Source organism: Weizmannia acidilactici, assembly GCF_008974225.1.
GTDB classification, from domain to species: domain Bacteria; phylum Bacillota; class Bacilli; order Bacillales; family Bacillaceae_C; genus Weizmannia; species Weizmannia acidilactici.
This window is the reverse complement of sequence record NZ_BKZR01000033.1, coordinates 24041-39199: the sequence shown is the minus strand read 5'-3', so window position 1 is coordinate 39199 and position 15159 is coordinate 24041. Positions and strand designations below refer to the sequence as shown.

The following is a 15159-nucleotide window of genomic DNA, read 5'->3' as shown; positions in this document are numbered from 1 at the left end:
CCTGAAGGTTGCCCGAATAAGGCCCAACCCGAATTTACGCTTGCCTTCACCAAATTTTCTTTCAATCCGCTGGAGTTTTTTTCTATACATTATTTCCTGTTGGCGGTAAAACGCATTGATGAAAAAGAGTTGGCGATACTCATCCTTGCTTAGAAGAGATAGAGAACCGTTGGAAACAAGGTTTTCAATGATTCCCAGATTACGTTTAACATGACCCAACTTTTTACCATTAACTTTCCGGATTTTCCTTGCGCCGGTTTTGCGTTGTTTGGCGACAGAAAGATCGTTCTTGCAGGCTCTTTTCCTGTAGGTCCGTGGCTTTTGTAGCTTTCCTTTATAGGGCTCATGCAGCACATCAATGATATGTTCCAATTTCTCCCGGGCTTTATTCAAGAGTCCGAGATCTGTAGAAATTCATTTCAGATTTCCATACTGTGGAAAGGTTACAGGATAAAATAAATGTTAGAGCTAAGCTAAAAGGTTCACGCTATTAATAGCTGTAATAAAATGGCCCTGCAGTTACTGGACAAGCAATGATAAAATAATAATATCTGAAACTTTCGGAGGGAGGAAAAATGAGCCAATACTCCTATTTCTATCAGTTTCTTGCGCCAGTGTCGAAAGAATTGGCTTCTTTGGCAAATGAATTAGAGAAGACTGTTTTTACGAGTCCGCGTATGATGCTAACCCATTCAAGAGTGTATGTCGAAAATATTTTAAAGCCGGCGATGTAGGCGGAGCATTTGTTGGAAATCCCGCAAATGACCTTAATGGATAGAATCGTCATTTTAGATCAAAATGGATACCTGACACCAGAAGTTCGGGATGCCCTACATACAATTCGGAAAAAAGGGAATGAAGCTGCGCACGATGCCCGCATGTTCCGTCTTTCCGAAGCTCTGTTGTCTTGGGAAGCGTTGTATTCGGTAACAAGGTGGTTCATTGAAGTATATGGACCTGTGCAACTTAAAGTGCCGGATTACAAGGATCCTGTACCAAATTTAGAACAACAAATTGAAATCGCAGAGCTTGCAATAAGAATAAAAGAAATAATAGAACGATTAAATCATCCAGAAGAAACAGAAAAGGAAGGGAAAGACAGATCGCATAAAGAATTGCCAGGCTTTACAACTGTGTGGACGATTACATACAAAGACCATTCACTTGATATCCCATACTTTTTGAGAGATGCCTTTTTACTTCCACAGCGGTTCCCAAAATCAGAAACTTTCCTGATCCGGCTTGGTGCCGTTCAGCAGGCACGCATCATGAGCGAATTACCAAATGACCTTGAAGGTCTTCATCGCTACGTAAAGCGATATAACGACACAAATGATAAAAACTTTTTTGATGAGTTAAAGATATACGTTGAAGAAGAAAAAGCACGGAGAAAACTTATTGTGCAACGACCTGGGGAATTATTTTTATTTTTTAAAGCAGATCATATCATTGTGACTGAAGATTTAGCGTCCGTTCCCATTACAAATGAGGAATTTACCGGCTTTCCAAAATTTATTGAGCAGTTAAATCAGGATGAAATTTATACCGTGGGCCAACTTCCGCAAGAACTTGTTATTCTTGCAAAATATGAAAGTGTTGGCATTGGAACAGTAGAAAAACTTTTTAATCAGTTAAAAGAAAAAGCAAACGCGAAACAATTGGTCTGATCTTAGTGAATTAGCATAAAGGGGCTTGGAAAGATGCCAAGAGGGATTCTTGATAATAAACAAACCGGTTTGGTTGGATTTGTACCGCTCACTATGCCTTGACAATGATAAAGTGGAAGGGAATCTATACCGCCTGTTTTATGAGGAAACACATGAAGGTAAAGATATGGATGAGTACAAAGCGTTGCTGGAAAAAGCAACAGATGAAATTGTCAGCAAAATGGACCAACAAATGACCATCAACATTTTAGCCTGGGTGGATTGGATAGTTTGGTTACAAGCGAAAATATAAATTTACAGGATTTCGAAATTGTTTCTTATCTCATCGTTAAGTGAAGAAGGATGATTCGGTATGACTACGGCAGCCTTTTATAAAAAAATCGGGCTTGAAGAACGGATCCCCGCTTTGAAAAGAAAGCTGGATAAGAAACTGTTTTATGAACAAGCAGACCTAAGTCCAAAAGAAAAAAATGTACTGGCAAAACAAGTTGAGCGTATTGAACTGACTTATTTGTTAACACCAGCTACGATCTATATCCAGCTTTTTCATAATGAAGAATATCAACATGAAGGCATCATGTTTATGACCGTACAACTACGAGCACAAACGACAGAACAACAAATCACTGTGCTGGAAACAATGATCCATGGTGCTTTGCCAAATCCTGTCATCCTTACATTGTATTGGTGATAGAATCGTTGTCAGCTCGTCTATGAAGAGGCTTAATAAGACCGACAAGACGAAAACAGTTCTATTGGGGATTCACAAAACGCCATGGTTTGATCCGGAAGCAGAAAACGATTTTGAATCAGATTTTATCCAATCCATTCATTTGATCAATATCAATTTCTCTAATTTTTATGAAGCATATAAAGATCTGGACCGAGCAGTTGAAGCTTTTCAATATGCCAATCTAATTGGCCGGTTTCAATTGATAAAAAATGATGAAAAGCAGGCGAAGCACAAGGAAAAAATTCAAGAAATCGAAAAACTGGATGAAAAAATCCATACGCTGAAAAGCAAAATAAAAAAAGAAACGCAATTTAACAAAAAAGTAGAATTAAATATTCACATTCAGAAACTGAAACAGCAATTAACGAAATTAAAAAGAGAATTAACAAAGTAGGTGAAAGAAAAAATGGAGAAACTTGATGGAAAGTCTCTGGATATCACGCAAGAAAACATCAAGAAATTAAAACAGCTTTTTCCCGAAGTCGTAACAGAAGGAAAGATTGATTTTGATAAATTAAAACTTATTCTTGGAGAAGAAATTGAAACGGCGAAAGAAAAATACGAGTTTACTTGGCACGGAAAAGCACAGGCATTAAAACTCGCCCAAACTCCTTCGACAGGCACACTACGTCCTGATAAAGCATCTAGCAAAAACTGGGATACGACAAAAAATCTTTATATTGAGGGGGATAACTTAGAGGTATTAAAGCTTTTACAGAAGTCATATTTTGGGAAAGTGAAAATGATCTATATTGATCCACCCTATAATACGGGAAATGACTTTGTGTATAAAGATGATTTTAGGGATAGTATTAAAAATTATAAAGAAGTGACTGAGCAAGTTACAAAGTCCAATACTGAATCAAATGGCAGATATCATACAGACTGGTTAAATATGATGTATCCACGGTTAAAACTGGCGAGAAATTTATTGGCGGAAAACGGGGCAATTTTTGTAAGCATTGACGAAAATGAATTTGCAAACCTCAAATCACTGCTGAATGAAGTGTTCGGCGAAGACAATTTTTTAACGGCCCTTTCCATTAAACAACGGCATGAAGACCGGATCCTAAAAGGCGATAAAGACTTCCATGAAGTGGTTGAGTATTGTTTAATCTACAGGAAAAGTAGCAGTTATAAACAATTCAAAAAGAAAAAAGACAATTCTTCTATTGAAGAATATGTTTATTCCATTACAGAGCTGGAACCTCCGGCTGAAGTGATCGAGATGGGTAATAAAAAAGTGGAGGTCTTTACGCCTGCCCAATATCGATTAGAGAAACTGCCCGCATCGAAAAAAAACTTAAAAAGAATCAGCATCCGCGGCTCGTTAAAAGAAGGAAACAGCAGCGGGCGGTTTTATATGAAGTATTTAGACGGCATACCGGATCATTATGGCTGGCTGTACAAAGTTCCGGATATGGGCAATGACCGCTATCCTTACCGGTATTTTATGCGCCCACTATCCGAAAAAATCACGAACGGCGTTTATTTCCAGGGCGTCCCGCTGGATAAAGCAGATTTCATTGAAGTGCCGTATGCCAATTTTATTGATATGGTGGACACTTTTAATAATGTCGGCTATGAGGGGGATGTGCCGTTCCGCAACGGCAAAAAACCGATTAAATTTTTACAGCATCTCTTTACTTTAGCAGGTTTGGAAAACGACAAAAACGGCATTGTTCTGGACTTTTTCTCCGGGTCAGCCTCCACGGCCCACGCGCTGATGGATTTTAACCTGAAAGATAACGGTAGGCGCAAATTTATCATGGTCCAGCTTCCTGAATTAACTGATGAAAAATCGGAAGCTTATAAAGCGGGTTACAAAAATATATGCGAAATTGGCAAAGAACGTATCCGTCGTGCCGGGGATAAAATAGTAGAAGAAACAGGGAAGACTGATTTAGACATTGGTTTCAAAGTATTTAAACTCGATTCCTCAAACGTGAAAACATGGGATCCTGAGACGGCAAATCTTGAGCAGGATCTGTTTGAACTTCAAGATAACATTAAATTCGACCGGACCCAGGAAGATTTACTGTATGAAATTTTATTAAAGATCGGGATTCCGCTTACTATACCGATTGAAGAAGTAAAAGTGAATGAAAAAACAATTTATAATGTCGGGTTTGGTTCAGTCCTGTTATGCCTGGAAAATGAAATTGATTTAGATCTGGTTCATAAAATCATCGAACTCAAGCCGGAAGATTTTGATTCAAAAGTGATTTTCAAAGAAACCGGTTTTCTGAATGACTCTGTCAAAACAAATGCCATTCAGACATTAAAGAAAAACGGGATCACGGACGTAAGGAGTGTGTAAAGGATGAAGCTTCAATTTCAATCCGACCTTGCTTACCAACTTCGTGCGATTGATTCTGTTGTCCAAATTTTTAATGGCCAGCCGGTCCGTCAGTCTAATTTTACCGTCTTTTATGGTGAAGATGCCGGCATGATTCAAACGGATTTAGGAATTGGCAACCGGCTTGACTTAACAGCTGATGAAGTTTTAAAAAATGTTCAGCAAGTGCAAATGAGAAACGGCCTTCCAAAGAGTGAAACTTTAGATGGAATGAATTTTACAATTGAAATGGAAACAGGGACGGGTAAAACATATGTTTATTTACGAACCATTTATGAGTTAAACAAAAAATATGGGTTTACAAAATTTGTGGTTGTCGTTCCATCGGTTGCCATCCGTGAGGGCGTTTATAAATCTCTGCAAATGACGGAGCAGCATTTTCATGAACTGTATGACCGACAGCCACTTGAATATTTTATTTACGACTCGGAAAAACTTGACCGCGTACGCAGTTTCGCCACGGCAACTGCGATTCAGGTGATGATCATTAACATCGATGCATTCCGCAAAAGTTTTGAGGATCCAAAAAAAGAAGATAAAGCCAATGTTATTCATCGTCCTAATGACCGCCTGAATGGCTATCGCCCAATTGAATTTATTCAACAGACAAACCCGATTGTAATCATTGATGAGCCGCAAAGTGTAGACACGACACCGAAATCAAAAGAGGCCATTGAATCGCTGCAACCTATGTGCACCTTGCGCTATTCGGCAACACATGTAGATAAATATAATATGATTTATCGTCTCGATGCTGTCGATGCGTATAATGAAAAACTCGTTAAAAAAATTGAAGTAATGTCGATTCGTTCGGAACCTTCTTTTAATGTACCGTACATTAAATTGCTTGAAGTAAGAGAACGCAAAGCCAAAGTCGAATTAGATGTGAATAAGAACGGAAAAGTAAAGCGTACAGCAAAAACGGTGAAGTATGGGGATGATCTGTATGATATTTCCGGTGAGCGGGATATCTACCGGAACTACCGTATTGAGCAGATCGATTGGGCAGAAGGTAACGAATCAATAGAAGTAAACGGGAATATTTTGAAAATTGGTGAAGCCCTTGGCGAAATCGATGATGACACGATCAAACGATATCAAATTCATAAAACGATCGAAGAACATTTGGATAAAGAACTGCGTTTGAATCCTCGGGGCATTAAGGTATTAAGTCTGTTTTTCATCGATAAAGTGGCCAATTATCGGGACTACGACAAAGATGGGAATCCGGTAAAAGGCAAGTATGCGGTCATGTTTGAAGAAGAATATCGGAAATTAATTCAGAAGCCAAAATACCGCACGTTGTTTAATGACATTGATGTAGATATCGACGTGGAAAAAATCCATAACGGCTACTTTGCTCAGGATAAAAAAGGAAAATTAAAAGATACAAAAGGGAATACGCAGGCAGATACGGATGTATACAGTCTGATCATGAAGGATAAAGAACGCTTGCTTAGCTTTGATGAACCGCTTCGCTTCATATTCTCCCACTCTGCTTTACGGGAAGGCTGGGACAATCCAAACGTCTTTCAAATTTGTACACTGAAAGATTCGGGCGGCACATATGTAAGTAGAAGACAGGAGATTGGCCGCGGCCTTCGCCTGGCGGTTAACCAAAATGGCGAGCGGGTTTCCGATTACAATGTGAACACATTAACGGTTATGGCCAATGAATCTTATGAAGAATTTGTTGCGAAGTTGCAGTCTGAATTGGAAGAAGAAACATCTGTAACATTTGGGAAAATTGAAAAACACGCTTTTGCAGGCCTAGTGTATGAAGAGGCAGAAACAGAGGAACCGGTACCTTTAGGTTACGAACGATCCGAGGAGCTTTATGCATATTTAAAATCCCATGATTACATCAATGACAAAGACAAAGCAACATCCACATTAAAAGAAGAGCTTGCCAATTATCAAATCAATATCCCGGAAGCATTCAAACCTTGGCAGCCGGTGATTTTAAAAGAATTAAAACGCATAACCGAAAGTTTGCCGATACGGGATGCAAGCAATAAGAAACATGTAAAATTAAATAAAGAGGTTATCAACAGCGAAGCATTTCTTGAACTGTGGGATAAAATCAAATACAAAACCGTTTATTCTATTGATTTTGATAGCAAAGAATTGATTCAAAATTCAATCAGAAGCATACAAAAAATGAAAAAAATTGATAAAATCCGGATCATTAGTCGAAAAGACGCCATTTCATCCATAGATAGGGTGACCGGTTTGCAAACGGTGGTTGTCGGAGAGGGATTTGAAAATTATGTCACAGTACAGCAGCCCCTGCCGGATGTCATTACGGAACTGCAAAACCGTACAAACTTAACACGAAAAACAATAGTACGGATATTGACTGGGTGCAAACGACTGGGAGATTTTCAAAACAACCCACAAAAGTTTATTGAGGAGATCACGAAAATCATCCAAAAAGAGATGAAGCTGATCCTTCGTGACGGAATTAAATATTACAAGATGGATGATGACTACTATGCAGTAGAGCTTTTTCAAAACGAAGAACTGCTGGCTTATTTAAATGATAACGCAGTTGAAAGTACGAAATCCCCATATGACCATGTCATTTATGACTCGGATATTGAAGCAAGATTTGCAAAACGGTTTGAATCCGATGAACATGTTAAAGTGTATGTAAAATTGCCGGATTGGTTTAAAATCGACACACCAATTGGCAGCTATAATCCGGACTGGGCTGCCGTCATCAACAAAGATGGAGAAGAAAAATTGTATTTCGTATTGGAAACGAAAGGAACGGATATTGAAGAATTCTTACGCCCGACTGAGCTGGCAAAAATCGAGTTTGCCCGCAAGCATTTTGAAGCAATTGATACGGATGTTCGCTTTGAAGGACCAGAGAATGATGTCAGTGAATTTCTTTTGAGAGTTTCAGGGAAATAAATGGTTTTAGGCTAATCAAAAGCTATAATTGTCTATGATTAGCCTTCTATCAATTTAAAAATTGACAGTAATATATTTTGTTGTTTTAAACACCAATAGATTCAATTTTAGGTGTGTAATATTTTTTACATTGATTAGCTTATCGTGTCATGGTCAGGGTACATGTATTGAAAAGGTTTAAGGGAATGAAATATTCCATAAGAATATCTCTTTTCAATCTGGAAAAGTCTTATAGGAGAGTTGAAAAATGACGATACCGGACTATCAGACATTTATGTTACCATTTTTACGGATTTTAGGAGATGAAAAAGAACATACACTAAAGGAAATATACGAAAAGCTCGCTAATCTTTTTGAATTAACAGATGAGGAAAGAGAGGAGTTATTACCGAGTGGACCAATAAAATATAAAAATAGAATAAGTTGGGCTCAAACATATTTGAAAAAAGCGGGTTTGTTAGAAAGCGCTGGACGAGGAAAGTTTTATATAACACAGCGTGGCATAGATGTTTTAAATGAGCATCCTGATAAAATAGATGTAAATTATTTGGAACGTTATAAAGAGTTTCAAGAATTTCATGGAACTGATAACAGCAGCAGCCAGAATGAAGATGATTACTCATTGCCCAGGTCGATTGAAACAAATCTTTCCCCTGAAGAAAACCTATACAAAAGTTATCAGGATGTAAGAAAAGGTCTTATATAAGAACTTTTACAAACCGTAAAGAGTTGTTCGCCAACTTTCTTTGAAAAGTTAGTGATCGATTTACTGCTAGCAATGGGATATGGCGGTACCTACGATGATGCAGGACAAGCGATAGGTAAAAGTGGAGATGATGGGATTGATGGCATTATTAAGGAAGATCGATTGGGTCTAGATGTTGTATATATTCAAGCAAAGAGATGGGAAGGACCAGTTGGAAGACCAATTGTACAAGCATTTACTGGGAGTTTAGAAGGTAATCGAGCTCGGAAGGGTGTATTAATCACAACTTCAAGATTCACGGAAGAAGCTAAGGAGTATGTTAAAAGGATTGAAAAACGAATCGTTTTAATTGATGGAAAAACTTTAGCAGAGTTAATGATTGATTATAATATTGGGGTATATAAGAAAGCCGAGTATATTGTTAAAAGTATTGATTCCGATTATTTTGACGCAGAGTGAAAATTATGTAAAACTCGAATACTTTTATAGTTGGTGACAGAATTGTTCAAACAAACCCGTAGCTGGTCAAAACCTGAATATAAAGATCTAATTGGCAGGAAGAAAGTAGACTGGTCTATTTTTAGGATTGGTACCCAAATTCCATATGATTTTTGGGAAGATTTCGATAAGGCAAATGGCAATCAGTCATTGAAGGTTGGGGAAAGGGTACCGATTCATTTGCTAATTAATGGACAGACCTATCAAGCGCATTTGGTGAATCGTCCAAGAAATGATGCGTCTACATCATCCTTACAATTGCGCTATGATGAAAATAAAGCATTACAAGATTTATTAAGACAAACCTTTAAAACTTCTTATCAGTTTTTAAGAAAAAACCGGAGTGATACAGAGAAAAAGCCGATTCAAGTGCCGGATGAATTGGCGGAATATATCGATTTTTACCAAACCAACAAGCCATTTGTTTATCAGGTGATTTTTCAAACCCATGACCAAAAGAAACCCAAACCTTCTTTTTGGTGGGTGAATCAAGGGAAAACACATCACGAAGAAAAAGAGGGATCGTTCCTTTGGGTGCCACAAAAATCCCAAAGAGATACCATCATGCATCACCATATCAGATTGCTAGAAGCGCATGAGGGAGATATTGTTTTTTGTTACTCAGAAAAAGAGGTTAAGTCTGTTGGAATTGTAACCAAAGAAGCTATTGAAGCGCCGAAACCTTCTGGAATTAAAAGCACGGAATGGCAAGAAGATGGTTACTTACTTGGTCTTAACTATTTTGATTTTGTTCCAGCGATTCAAAAAGATGAAATTCCGCTTGAGTGGCGGATCGAAGAAAGAGGACCTTTTAATGTAAAAGGGGATTTGAATCAAGGATACTTTTTCAATTTATCAGATCATTTTGTTTATCAATTATTTGATTTGTTCGAGGATCGATTTCCAAATGAAGTAAATAAAATGATCAGCCCATATTCGCCTTCTCAAGAAGCGCCGGATATAAAGGAGTCTCCTAAAATGTACATACCCGACAACGACCTCATCATCCACATTCATCACTATATCACAAGCAAAGGCTTCTTCTACACCAAAACCGAAGTTGCTAACCTTTATCTCTCGCTTAGGACGAAGCCTTTTGTTATTCTTTCCGGTATTCCGGAACAGGAAAAACAAAAATGGCGCAATGGTTTGCGGAAAGTCTTGGTGCAACAGAACAAACTGGGCAATTTACGTTAATTCCGATTCGGCCGGATTGGAATGATGGTTCGGGCTTGCTTGGTTACACGGATATCAAGGGAGAGTTTATAGAGGGGCCGTTAACGAAAGTGATCAAAAGAGCTGAGGAGTATCCGACCTTGCCGTATTTCGTGCTACTAGATGAAATGAACTTGGCGCGGGTGGAGTATTATTTCAGTGATATTTTGAGTGTGGTGGAAAGTCGAAGATGGGAAGCGGGAGAGAACATTTCTTCCAATCTATTTCCAAAAGATGAAGGATTGAACCTGACGCTGCCAATTAATCTCTACATTATTGGCACGGTCAATATGGATGAAACGACCCATCCGTTCAGTAAAAAAGTGTTAGACCGCGCGAATACGATCGAGATTAATCGGGTGGAGTTAGACCATTTCAGCTTCCTGGATGCACTCGAAACGGTGGAGCCCATTCCAATCACACAAGATCGGTTGCAATCCAAATATTTATATTTGAAAGATGTTTTTCAAGTACATCGTCAAATGGTAGAAGATGCGACCCAAGTTTTAGTCAAAATCAACAAGGCATTGCAACTAACCAATGCACAAGTCGGTTACCGTGTGCGGGATGAGATTTGTTTTTACTTGGCGTATAACGAAGAAGACCATTTAATGGAATTTAATGAAGCGTTGGATCACTGCATTTTGCAAAAAATCTTGCCACGGATTGCAGGGAGTGATTCAAGATTCGATCGGATGCTGAAATCCCTTTTTACCATTTTTACAAATAAACAATATGATGAACCATCGGAAGAAGACATCGAAAATGCAAAGTATCGCATGAGTGCGGAAAAAGTTGTTGAGATGCTGAGGAGGCTTGAAGAAGATGGCTTCACTTCCTTCTGGATCTCGTGATGATGTCGAATTGGTCAAAATCGAAACTTGCGATTTTTCGCTTGTGATCAAAGAGAAGCCGTATCATGAACGATTTGAAGGGCTGAAGCAATATTGGAAAATGGATTTCCATGAAACGATGCGGTTTTTCGTTCAAGGGAAGGAAGTGCAGGACATTCAAGTGTTTGATCTTGTTGTACAAAAGCTCACGCCTAGCCTCGAAGTGCGGCCGATTTTTTTCGAAAATGGTATTTATCAAGTTATCATTGTACCGAAAACTTTACTTGCGTTATCTTTTTATCATGAGCATCCGCTGTTGAGACAAGCTATTTCGCCAGTCAAAATCGGAAGCCAAACCATTTTAATGGGAAATCTGCAATTTCAAAATGAAGTGGGGGTACACGACTTTTGAAATTCGCTCCGGTGATGAGAAACTGCTCGAAGTGATGCTCGAAATTTTTCCAGTGAAGCTGGATTATAAGAAAGATTACTTGAAGCTTTTAGAATAAGTGAGCGATGAGATTTACAACTTGGCCTTTCATTTTATACGAAAAACCTATCTCAGTGCTAGGCTAAAGCTTGACGGTTCTAAGACCGAATACTTTCGTTTGATCAGCAAGCATTTTCAGCAGTTTATCCAGGCAGTTTCACGGATTGAACGCCAGCCCCATCACCAGTTGCAAAAAACTTACGAAAGGGCAAGAGGCTATCAATTAACAAAAATTGATGCAGCCGTACGAAACAATTTGCGGAAGCATCCGCAAGTGTTTGTTGAAGTGGCTCGTGACATTTCACTTGGCCATAAAGTCGTCATGCCGACAAAAGGGCTTCGGATCAAGAAAACACTCACGTATGACACGATTGAAAACCGCTATGTGAAGTGGATGATGGAGCGGCTGACGCATAAATTGATAGACTTAGAGAATGCGATTTTAGTAGAAAATAAAAAGTGGAGGGGAGAGCCGGATCCGGATTTGCTTGAAAGAATTGACAACATGACCAAATTGAGAAATGCTTTTTGGCTTGGGATCGGAAAGCTCGACCACTCGGTGATGAGTTTGGTCATGCAGATGGCGCCGGGATACCGGGATGCCTTACAAATTTTTCTCAACGTCTCAAAAGGACTGATGTTGCATGGGAAAATCTATCAAATGTCTGTGAAAGATGTAGCGACACTGTATGAATATTGGACCTTTCTTAAGCTGGGGCAGATGCTTAGCCGCAAATATAAGTTGATCAGCCAAAACGTTGTCCAAGTGAATCGGGATGGACTGTTTGTGAATTTGGAAACGAATCGCCAGGCAGAAAGAGTGTATGAACATCCGGTTACAGTGGAGCAGATCATTTTAACGTATCAGAAGTATGAGGGGGATTTGCCGACGATTTCGCAAAAGCCGGACACGATGCTGCAAATCCAAAAGAAGGGCAAGGACTACACGTTCAATTACATTTTTGATGCCAAGTACCGGATTGATTACGCGCAGGAAGGCAGCTACTACGGGACGCGTTACAAAACGCCGGGCCCAATGGAAGAAGACATTAACACGATGCACCGTTACCGGGATTCGATTGTGGCGGCAAACGGCGGACCATATGAAAGGACGGCATTTGGCGCCTATGTACGTACTGCGGCGTAAAAACACATTTGCTTGCAGTGTTGACAATAAGCAAAACCTGGTTTTTATAATTCGACAGCGATTCTTCTTTGTTTCCAGTTAATCTCTCAAAAGGATAATCATAAATGGACATGTGCAAGTCTCCCATCAATAGTCATTTGCCTTACTCAAACCGCCAAACACAATGGCTTAAATTGTCGTATCGGTAGCTTCGGTGCAAAAGCACGGCTTTTTTCCGGGCGTCGCCTGCCCCCATGGCGTAAAATATTGGGAGGAAATGTTCTGCTCCGTATGGCGGGACAGCGAGCTCCGCCAATGGGGCGAGGGTGTCATAGTTGAAAAGGGACTCCGTATCCCATGCTTTCAGATGTTTTTCCAGCCACTTATCAAAATCGACCGCCCAATCGTCTGCGGCATTTTCGTCCGAAGCCATATTGGCCATTCTCAAATTATGGACTGTGCCGCCGCTCGTAATGATCAATATATCTTTTTCTTTTAGGGCGGACAGCGCCTTTCCGATCTGGTAAGCCTGTTGCGGCAGGATTTCCGGGTTGACGGACATTGCTACAACCGGGATATTTGCGTCCGGATACATGAGGTGCAGAACCACCCATGCGCCATGGTCCAAACCACGTTCATTTTCCACCCTGTAGGAAATGCCGCTTTCCGCTAATAATTTCTCGATTTCCTTTGCAACCCCTAACTCGCCCTTAGCGGGGTACTGGATTTCATACAATGCATCCGGAAAACCATAAAAATCATAGATGGTGGAATATTGTTCAACTTCACTGACCTTTTGTTCATAAGATGCCCAATGTGCAGAAAAAATGACGATGGCTTTCGGGCGTGGCAATGTTTGTGCAAGTTCTTGCAGGTACTGGGTGTATTCGTTTTTTTCAATCGCCAATAATGGGGCGCCGTGCGCGATGAATAAAGAAGGCAGCATGTTTTTCACTCCTGATTTAATTATTCTGCTTTTTATTATAGGATTTTCATGCAAACAACGGAAGAAAGATACCTCGTACCGGAATATTTCGTTTTGCATTCCCCATACTAAACATAAAAGGAGGGAAACGCATGCCGAAACGGACGAAGAAAAACGATGCGGCGCAGAAGAACAAAGAGGGTTTTGACTCCGCAAAAACAGACGACGAGTTCTCAAGGGAATTGCAAAAATTAGACGACGGGGCCGGAAGTGCAGCTGCAAACCAGATCCATAAGGAAAAAGCGAAAAAAGAAAAATCATCCAAAAACCAGGGCCAGTGGAAAGGAATGCATTGAAAGAAGGGGCAGCTCCAAAATGGTTTGGAACTTCCCCTTATCGTTATTTTTTCAATGACTGCGAAGCCAGCCATTCCATAATGGTAGTTGTTTTTCCGTTTATAACCATTTGCACTCATTATGGTATACGTAGATCCAAGACCAGTGCCCGTTATATTCATAAGGGGTACCGTCTGCATTTTTATATGACCCTGATGTATCATGGACGTCATCAAACAGCGATAAGTATACATTCTTTGCACCGGCTTGAAGCAAACGGTTATAGGTTGGGATAGAGTAATTTGCCGGTGGCAACGTTGTATCTGTTTTAGCAGCAGTAAACCACGTTGGTGTTTTCATGATGTTTTGAATATCTGCATTTGTAATTAAAGAATCATTCAGGCCTTCACAAGTAGGGAAAGCCGCTGCGAAGTATCCCGGATAATCACGGATTAAAAGCATTGTCATATAGCCGCCGTTTGAGTCCCCGCCGACATAAATTCTGTTCGGATCAATGTCTTTATGTTTTGTAACATAGTCTTTTATGAGGGACATCACTGCTGATTCATATTTTGATGTTCCATCAGCTTTTCCGGTTAATCCATCCATCCAAAAGGTTCGCGCCTGCGGAATCAATACGTAAGCGCCGCCAAAATAGGACTGTGTCTTTTTGGATGCAAAACTGTCCGCTTTATTTGCTGAGATTGGATTAGTTGGATCCGTACCGCCCTCGCCGGCACCATGAAGCCAGAGGCATAAGGCAATGTAATATCGCCGTAAGTCGCTTTTCCCGTATCAAATTCGTCTACGAGGATTCTTTCTTCACCTGCCAATTTCTTGATAACCAATCCTTGAATGGTTCCAGCTTTTGTTATAATCGCTTTTTGCTGGGTGATGGTATAATTATAGTCAATCCAATCGTTAAATCTTGTGCCCGCGGCATCATAATTCAGGGCAGAGCCTAAAGTATCATCCGGGGCGATTTTCATTTCCAGCACAACATATTTTCCCATTTTTGCCGGATGTCCGCATTTGTCGGAAGCATAAGCTTTTGTAACGATACGGTCGCCTTCTTCCAAAAATAGCGTAGCCAGCCTTTCATCACTTCTGACCACATGGACTTTGAATGTATCGGTTGACACTGAACCCTGCGGAACAGGTTTTCCAAGGTCTGCAATGACTTTTGTAATGGCTGCCCCCCAATCTTCAATTTCAATGATGGACCGGTAAGATGTAGATGGTGTTTTGATTTCCTTTGCAAAGGTATCTGTGTTGAAAGAAAGACTGAGTACAGCTGCTGTACCAACCAGCATAAAAGTTTTGAGCCATTTTTTCGCCTTTTTTATCATGGCT

Annotated in this window: 15 protein-coding genes and 4 pseudogenes; 15 read left to right on the top strand and 4 right to left on the bottom strand. The window is 39.9% G+C overall.

What is annotated here, in order from left to right:
• A pseudogene (locus tag GBH70_RS12170) lies at positions 1-408 on the bottom strand (hypothetical protein); the annotation flags it as partial.
• Between the two features lie 167 nt (positions 409-575).
• Between GBH70_RS12170 and GBH70_RS17330 the strand changes: the two are divergent.
• The 14 genes and pseudogenes from GBH70_RS17330 (at position 576) to GBH70_RS17660 (ending at position 12567) form a co-directional block, all read left to right on the top strand.
• A complete protein-coding gene (locus GBH70_RS17330) occupies positions 576-734 on the top strand; it encodes a hypothetical protein (RefSeq protein WP_253693844.1) in 159 nt (52 codons plus the stop codon).
• Positions 735-746: 12 nt separating this feature from the next.
• Complete coding sequence (locus GBH70_RS12165; RefSeq protein WP_253693840.1) at positions 747-1667, top strand: DUF4145 domain-containing protein; 921 nt, start codon at positions 747-749, stop codon at positions 1665-1667.
• A 49-nt stretch (positions 1668-1716) separates the two neighbouring features.
• Positions 1717-1959 (top strand): hypothetical protein, encoded by a 243-nt coding sequence (locus GBH70_RS16985; protein ID WP_151681297.1) that lies wholly within the window; start codon positions 1717-1719, stop codon positions 1957-1959.
• 60 nt (positions 1960-2019) lie between these two features.
• Positions 2020-2358, top strand: coding sequence for a DUF4391 domain-containing protein (locus GBH70_RS12155; protein ID WP_151681296.1), 339 nt, complete (start codon positions 2020-2022; stop codon positions 2356-2358).
• On the top strand, positions 2315-2794 hold the full coding sequence (locus GBH70_RS12150) for a DUF4391 domain-containing protein (protein ID WP_151681295.1): 480 nt from the start codon (positions 2315-2317) through the stop codon (positions 2792-2794). The genes GBH70_RS12155 and GBH70_RS12150 overlap by 44 nt, the downstream gene beginning before the upstream one ends.
• 12 nt (positions 2795-2806) lie before the next feature.
• On the top strand, positions 2807-4720 hold the full coding sequence (locus GBH70_RS12145; RefSeq protein ID WP_151681294.1) for a site-specific DNA-methyltransferase: 1914 nt from the start codon (positions 2807-2809) through the stop codon (positions 4718-4720).
• Between the two features lie 3 nt (positions 4721-4723).
• Positions 4724-7678, top strand: coding sequence for a type III restriction-modification system endonuclease (locus GBH70_RS12140; RefSeq protein ID WP_061577776.1), 2955 nt, complete (start codon positions 4724-4726; stop codon positions 7676-7678).
• A gap of 247 nt (positions 7679-7925) precedes the next feature.
• Positions 7926-8384 carry a winged helix-turn-helix domain-containing protein gene (locus GBH70_RS17680; protein ID WP_308690205.1) on the top strand — a complete coding sequence of 153 codons (459 nt, stop codon included), beginning with the start codon at positions 7926-7928 and terminating at the stop codon, positions 8382-8384.
• A 30-nt stretch (positions 8385-8414) separates the two neighbouring features.
• A pseudogene (locus GBH70_RS17675) lies at positions 8415-8843 on the top strand (restriction endonuclease); the annotation flags it as partial.
• 42 nt (positions 8844-8885) lie between these two features.
• Entirely contained in the window at positions 8886-10079 is a 1194-nt protein-coding gene (locus tag GBH70_RS17325; protein WP_253693837.1) for a hypothetical protein, read from the top strand.
• Positions 10019-10951 (top strand): McrB family protein, encoded by a 933-nt coding sequence (locus GBH70_RS17320; protein ID WP_253693834.1) that lies wholly within the window; start codon positions 10019-10021, stop codon positions 10949-10951. The genes GBH70_RS17325 and GBH70_RS17320 overlap by 61 nt, the downstream gene beginning before the upstream one ends.
• Positions 10923-11342 (top strand): hypothetical protein, encoded by a 420-nt coding sequence (locus GBH70_RS17670; RefSeq protein WP_308694298.1) that lies wholly within the window; start codon positions 10923-10925, stop codon positions 11340-11342. Before GBH70_RS17320 ends, GBH70_RS17670 begins: the two co-directional genes overlap by 29 nt.
• Positions 11317-11976: pseudogene (locus GBH70_RS17665) on the top strand (DUF2357 domain-containing protein); the annotation flags it as partial. The gene GBH70_RS17670 and the pseudogene GBH70_RS17665, both read left to right, overlap by 26 nt.
• Positions 11977-11982: 6 nt before the next feature.
• Positions 11983-12567 (top strand): nuclease domain-containing protein, encoded by a 585-nt coding sequence (locus GBH70_RS17660; RefSeq protein ID WP_308690214.1) that lies wholly within the window; start codon positions 11983-11985, stop codon positions 12565-12567.
• Here GBH70_RS17660 and GBH70_RS17845 read toward each other — a convergent pair.
• Complete coding sequence (locus tag GBH70_RS17845) at positions 12470-12679, bottom strand: hypothetical protein (protein ID WP_371862182.1); 210 nt, start codon at positions 12677-12679, stop codon at positions 12470-12472. The two genes, GBH70_RS17660 and GBH70_RS17845, sit on opposite strands and share 98 nt — an antisense overlap.
• A gap of 30 nt (positions 12680-12709) precedes the next feature.
• Positions 12710-13492 (bottom strand): DODA-type extradiol aromatic ring-opening family dioxygenase, encoded by a 783-nt coding sequence (locus tag GBH70_RS12115; RefSeq protein ID WP_151681293.1) that lies wholly within the window; start codon positions 13490-13492, stop codon positions 12710-12712.
• 131 nt (positions 13493-13623) lie between these two features.
• On the opposite strand from GBH70_RS12115, the gene GBH70_RS12110 reads away from it, so the two are divergent.
• The gene (locus tag GBH70_RS12110) at positions 13624-13827 is read left to right on the top strand and encodes a hypothetical protein (RefSeq protein WP_151681292.1); all 204 of its coding nucleotides are present in this window, start codon (positions 13624-13626) and stop codon (positions 13825-13827) included.
• A gap of 43 nt (positions 13828-13870) precedes the next feature.
• Here the strand turns inward: GBH70_RS12110 and GBH70_RS12105 are convergent.
• Positions 13871-15155, bottom strand: a pseudogene (locus GBH70_RS12105) (prolyl oligopeptidase family serine peptidase).
• Positions 15156-15159 lie beyond the last annotated feature (4 nt).

Excerpts from the sequence above, each read along its gene's own strand:
- GBH70_RS17320 (WP_253693834.1), top strand. The coding sequence starts at position 10,019 with ATGGCGCAATGGTTTGCGGAAAGTCTTGGTGCAACAGAACAAACTGGG.
- GBH70_RS12145 (WP_151681294.1), top strand. The coding sequence starts at position 2,807 with ATGGAGAAACTTGATGGAAAGTCTCTGGATATCACGCAAGAAAACATC.
- GBH70_RS12155 (WP_151681296.1), top strand. The coding sequence starts at position 2,020 with ATGACTACGGCAGCCTTTTATAAAAAAATCGGGCTTGAAGAACGGATC.
- GBH70_RS17845 (WP_371862182.1), bottom strand. The coding sequence starts at position 12,679 with ATGTCCATTTATGATTATCCTTTTGAGAGATTAACTGGAAACAAAGAA.
- GBH70_RS17660 (WP_308690214.1), top strand. The coding sequence starts at position 11,983 with ATGAGTTTGGTCATGCAGATGGCGCCGGGATACCGGGATGCCTTACAA.
- GBH70_RS12150 (WP_151681295.1), top strand. The coding sequence starts at position 2,315 with ATGGTGCTTTGCCAAATCCTGTCATCCTTACATTGTATTGGTGATAGA.
- GBH70_RS17330 (WP_253693844.1), top strand. The coding sequence starts at position 576 with ATGAGCCAATACTCCTATTTCTATCAGTTTCTTGCGCCAGTGTCGAAA.
- GBH70_RS12140 (WP_061577776.1), top strand. The coding sequence starts at position 4,724 with ATGAAGCTTCAATTTCAATCCGACCTTGCTTACCAACTTCGTGCGATT.
- GBH70_RS17680 (WP_308690205.1), top strand. The coding sequence starts at position 7,926 with ATGACGATACCGGACTATCAGACATTTATGTTACCATTTTTACGGATT.
- GBH70_RS17670 (WP_308694298.1), top strand. The coding sequence starts at position 10,923 with ATGGCTTCACTTCCTTCTGGATCTCGTGATGATGTCGAATTGGTCAAA.
- GBH70_RS12110 (WP_151681292.1), top strand. The coding sequence starts at position 13,624 with ATGCCGAAACGGACGAAGAAAAACGATGCGGCGCAGAAGAACAAAGAG.
- GBH70_RS12115 (WP_151681293.1), bottom strand. The coding sequence starts at position 13,492 with ATGCTGCCTTCTTTATTCATCGCGCACGGCGCCCCATTATTGGCGATT.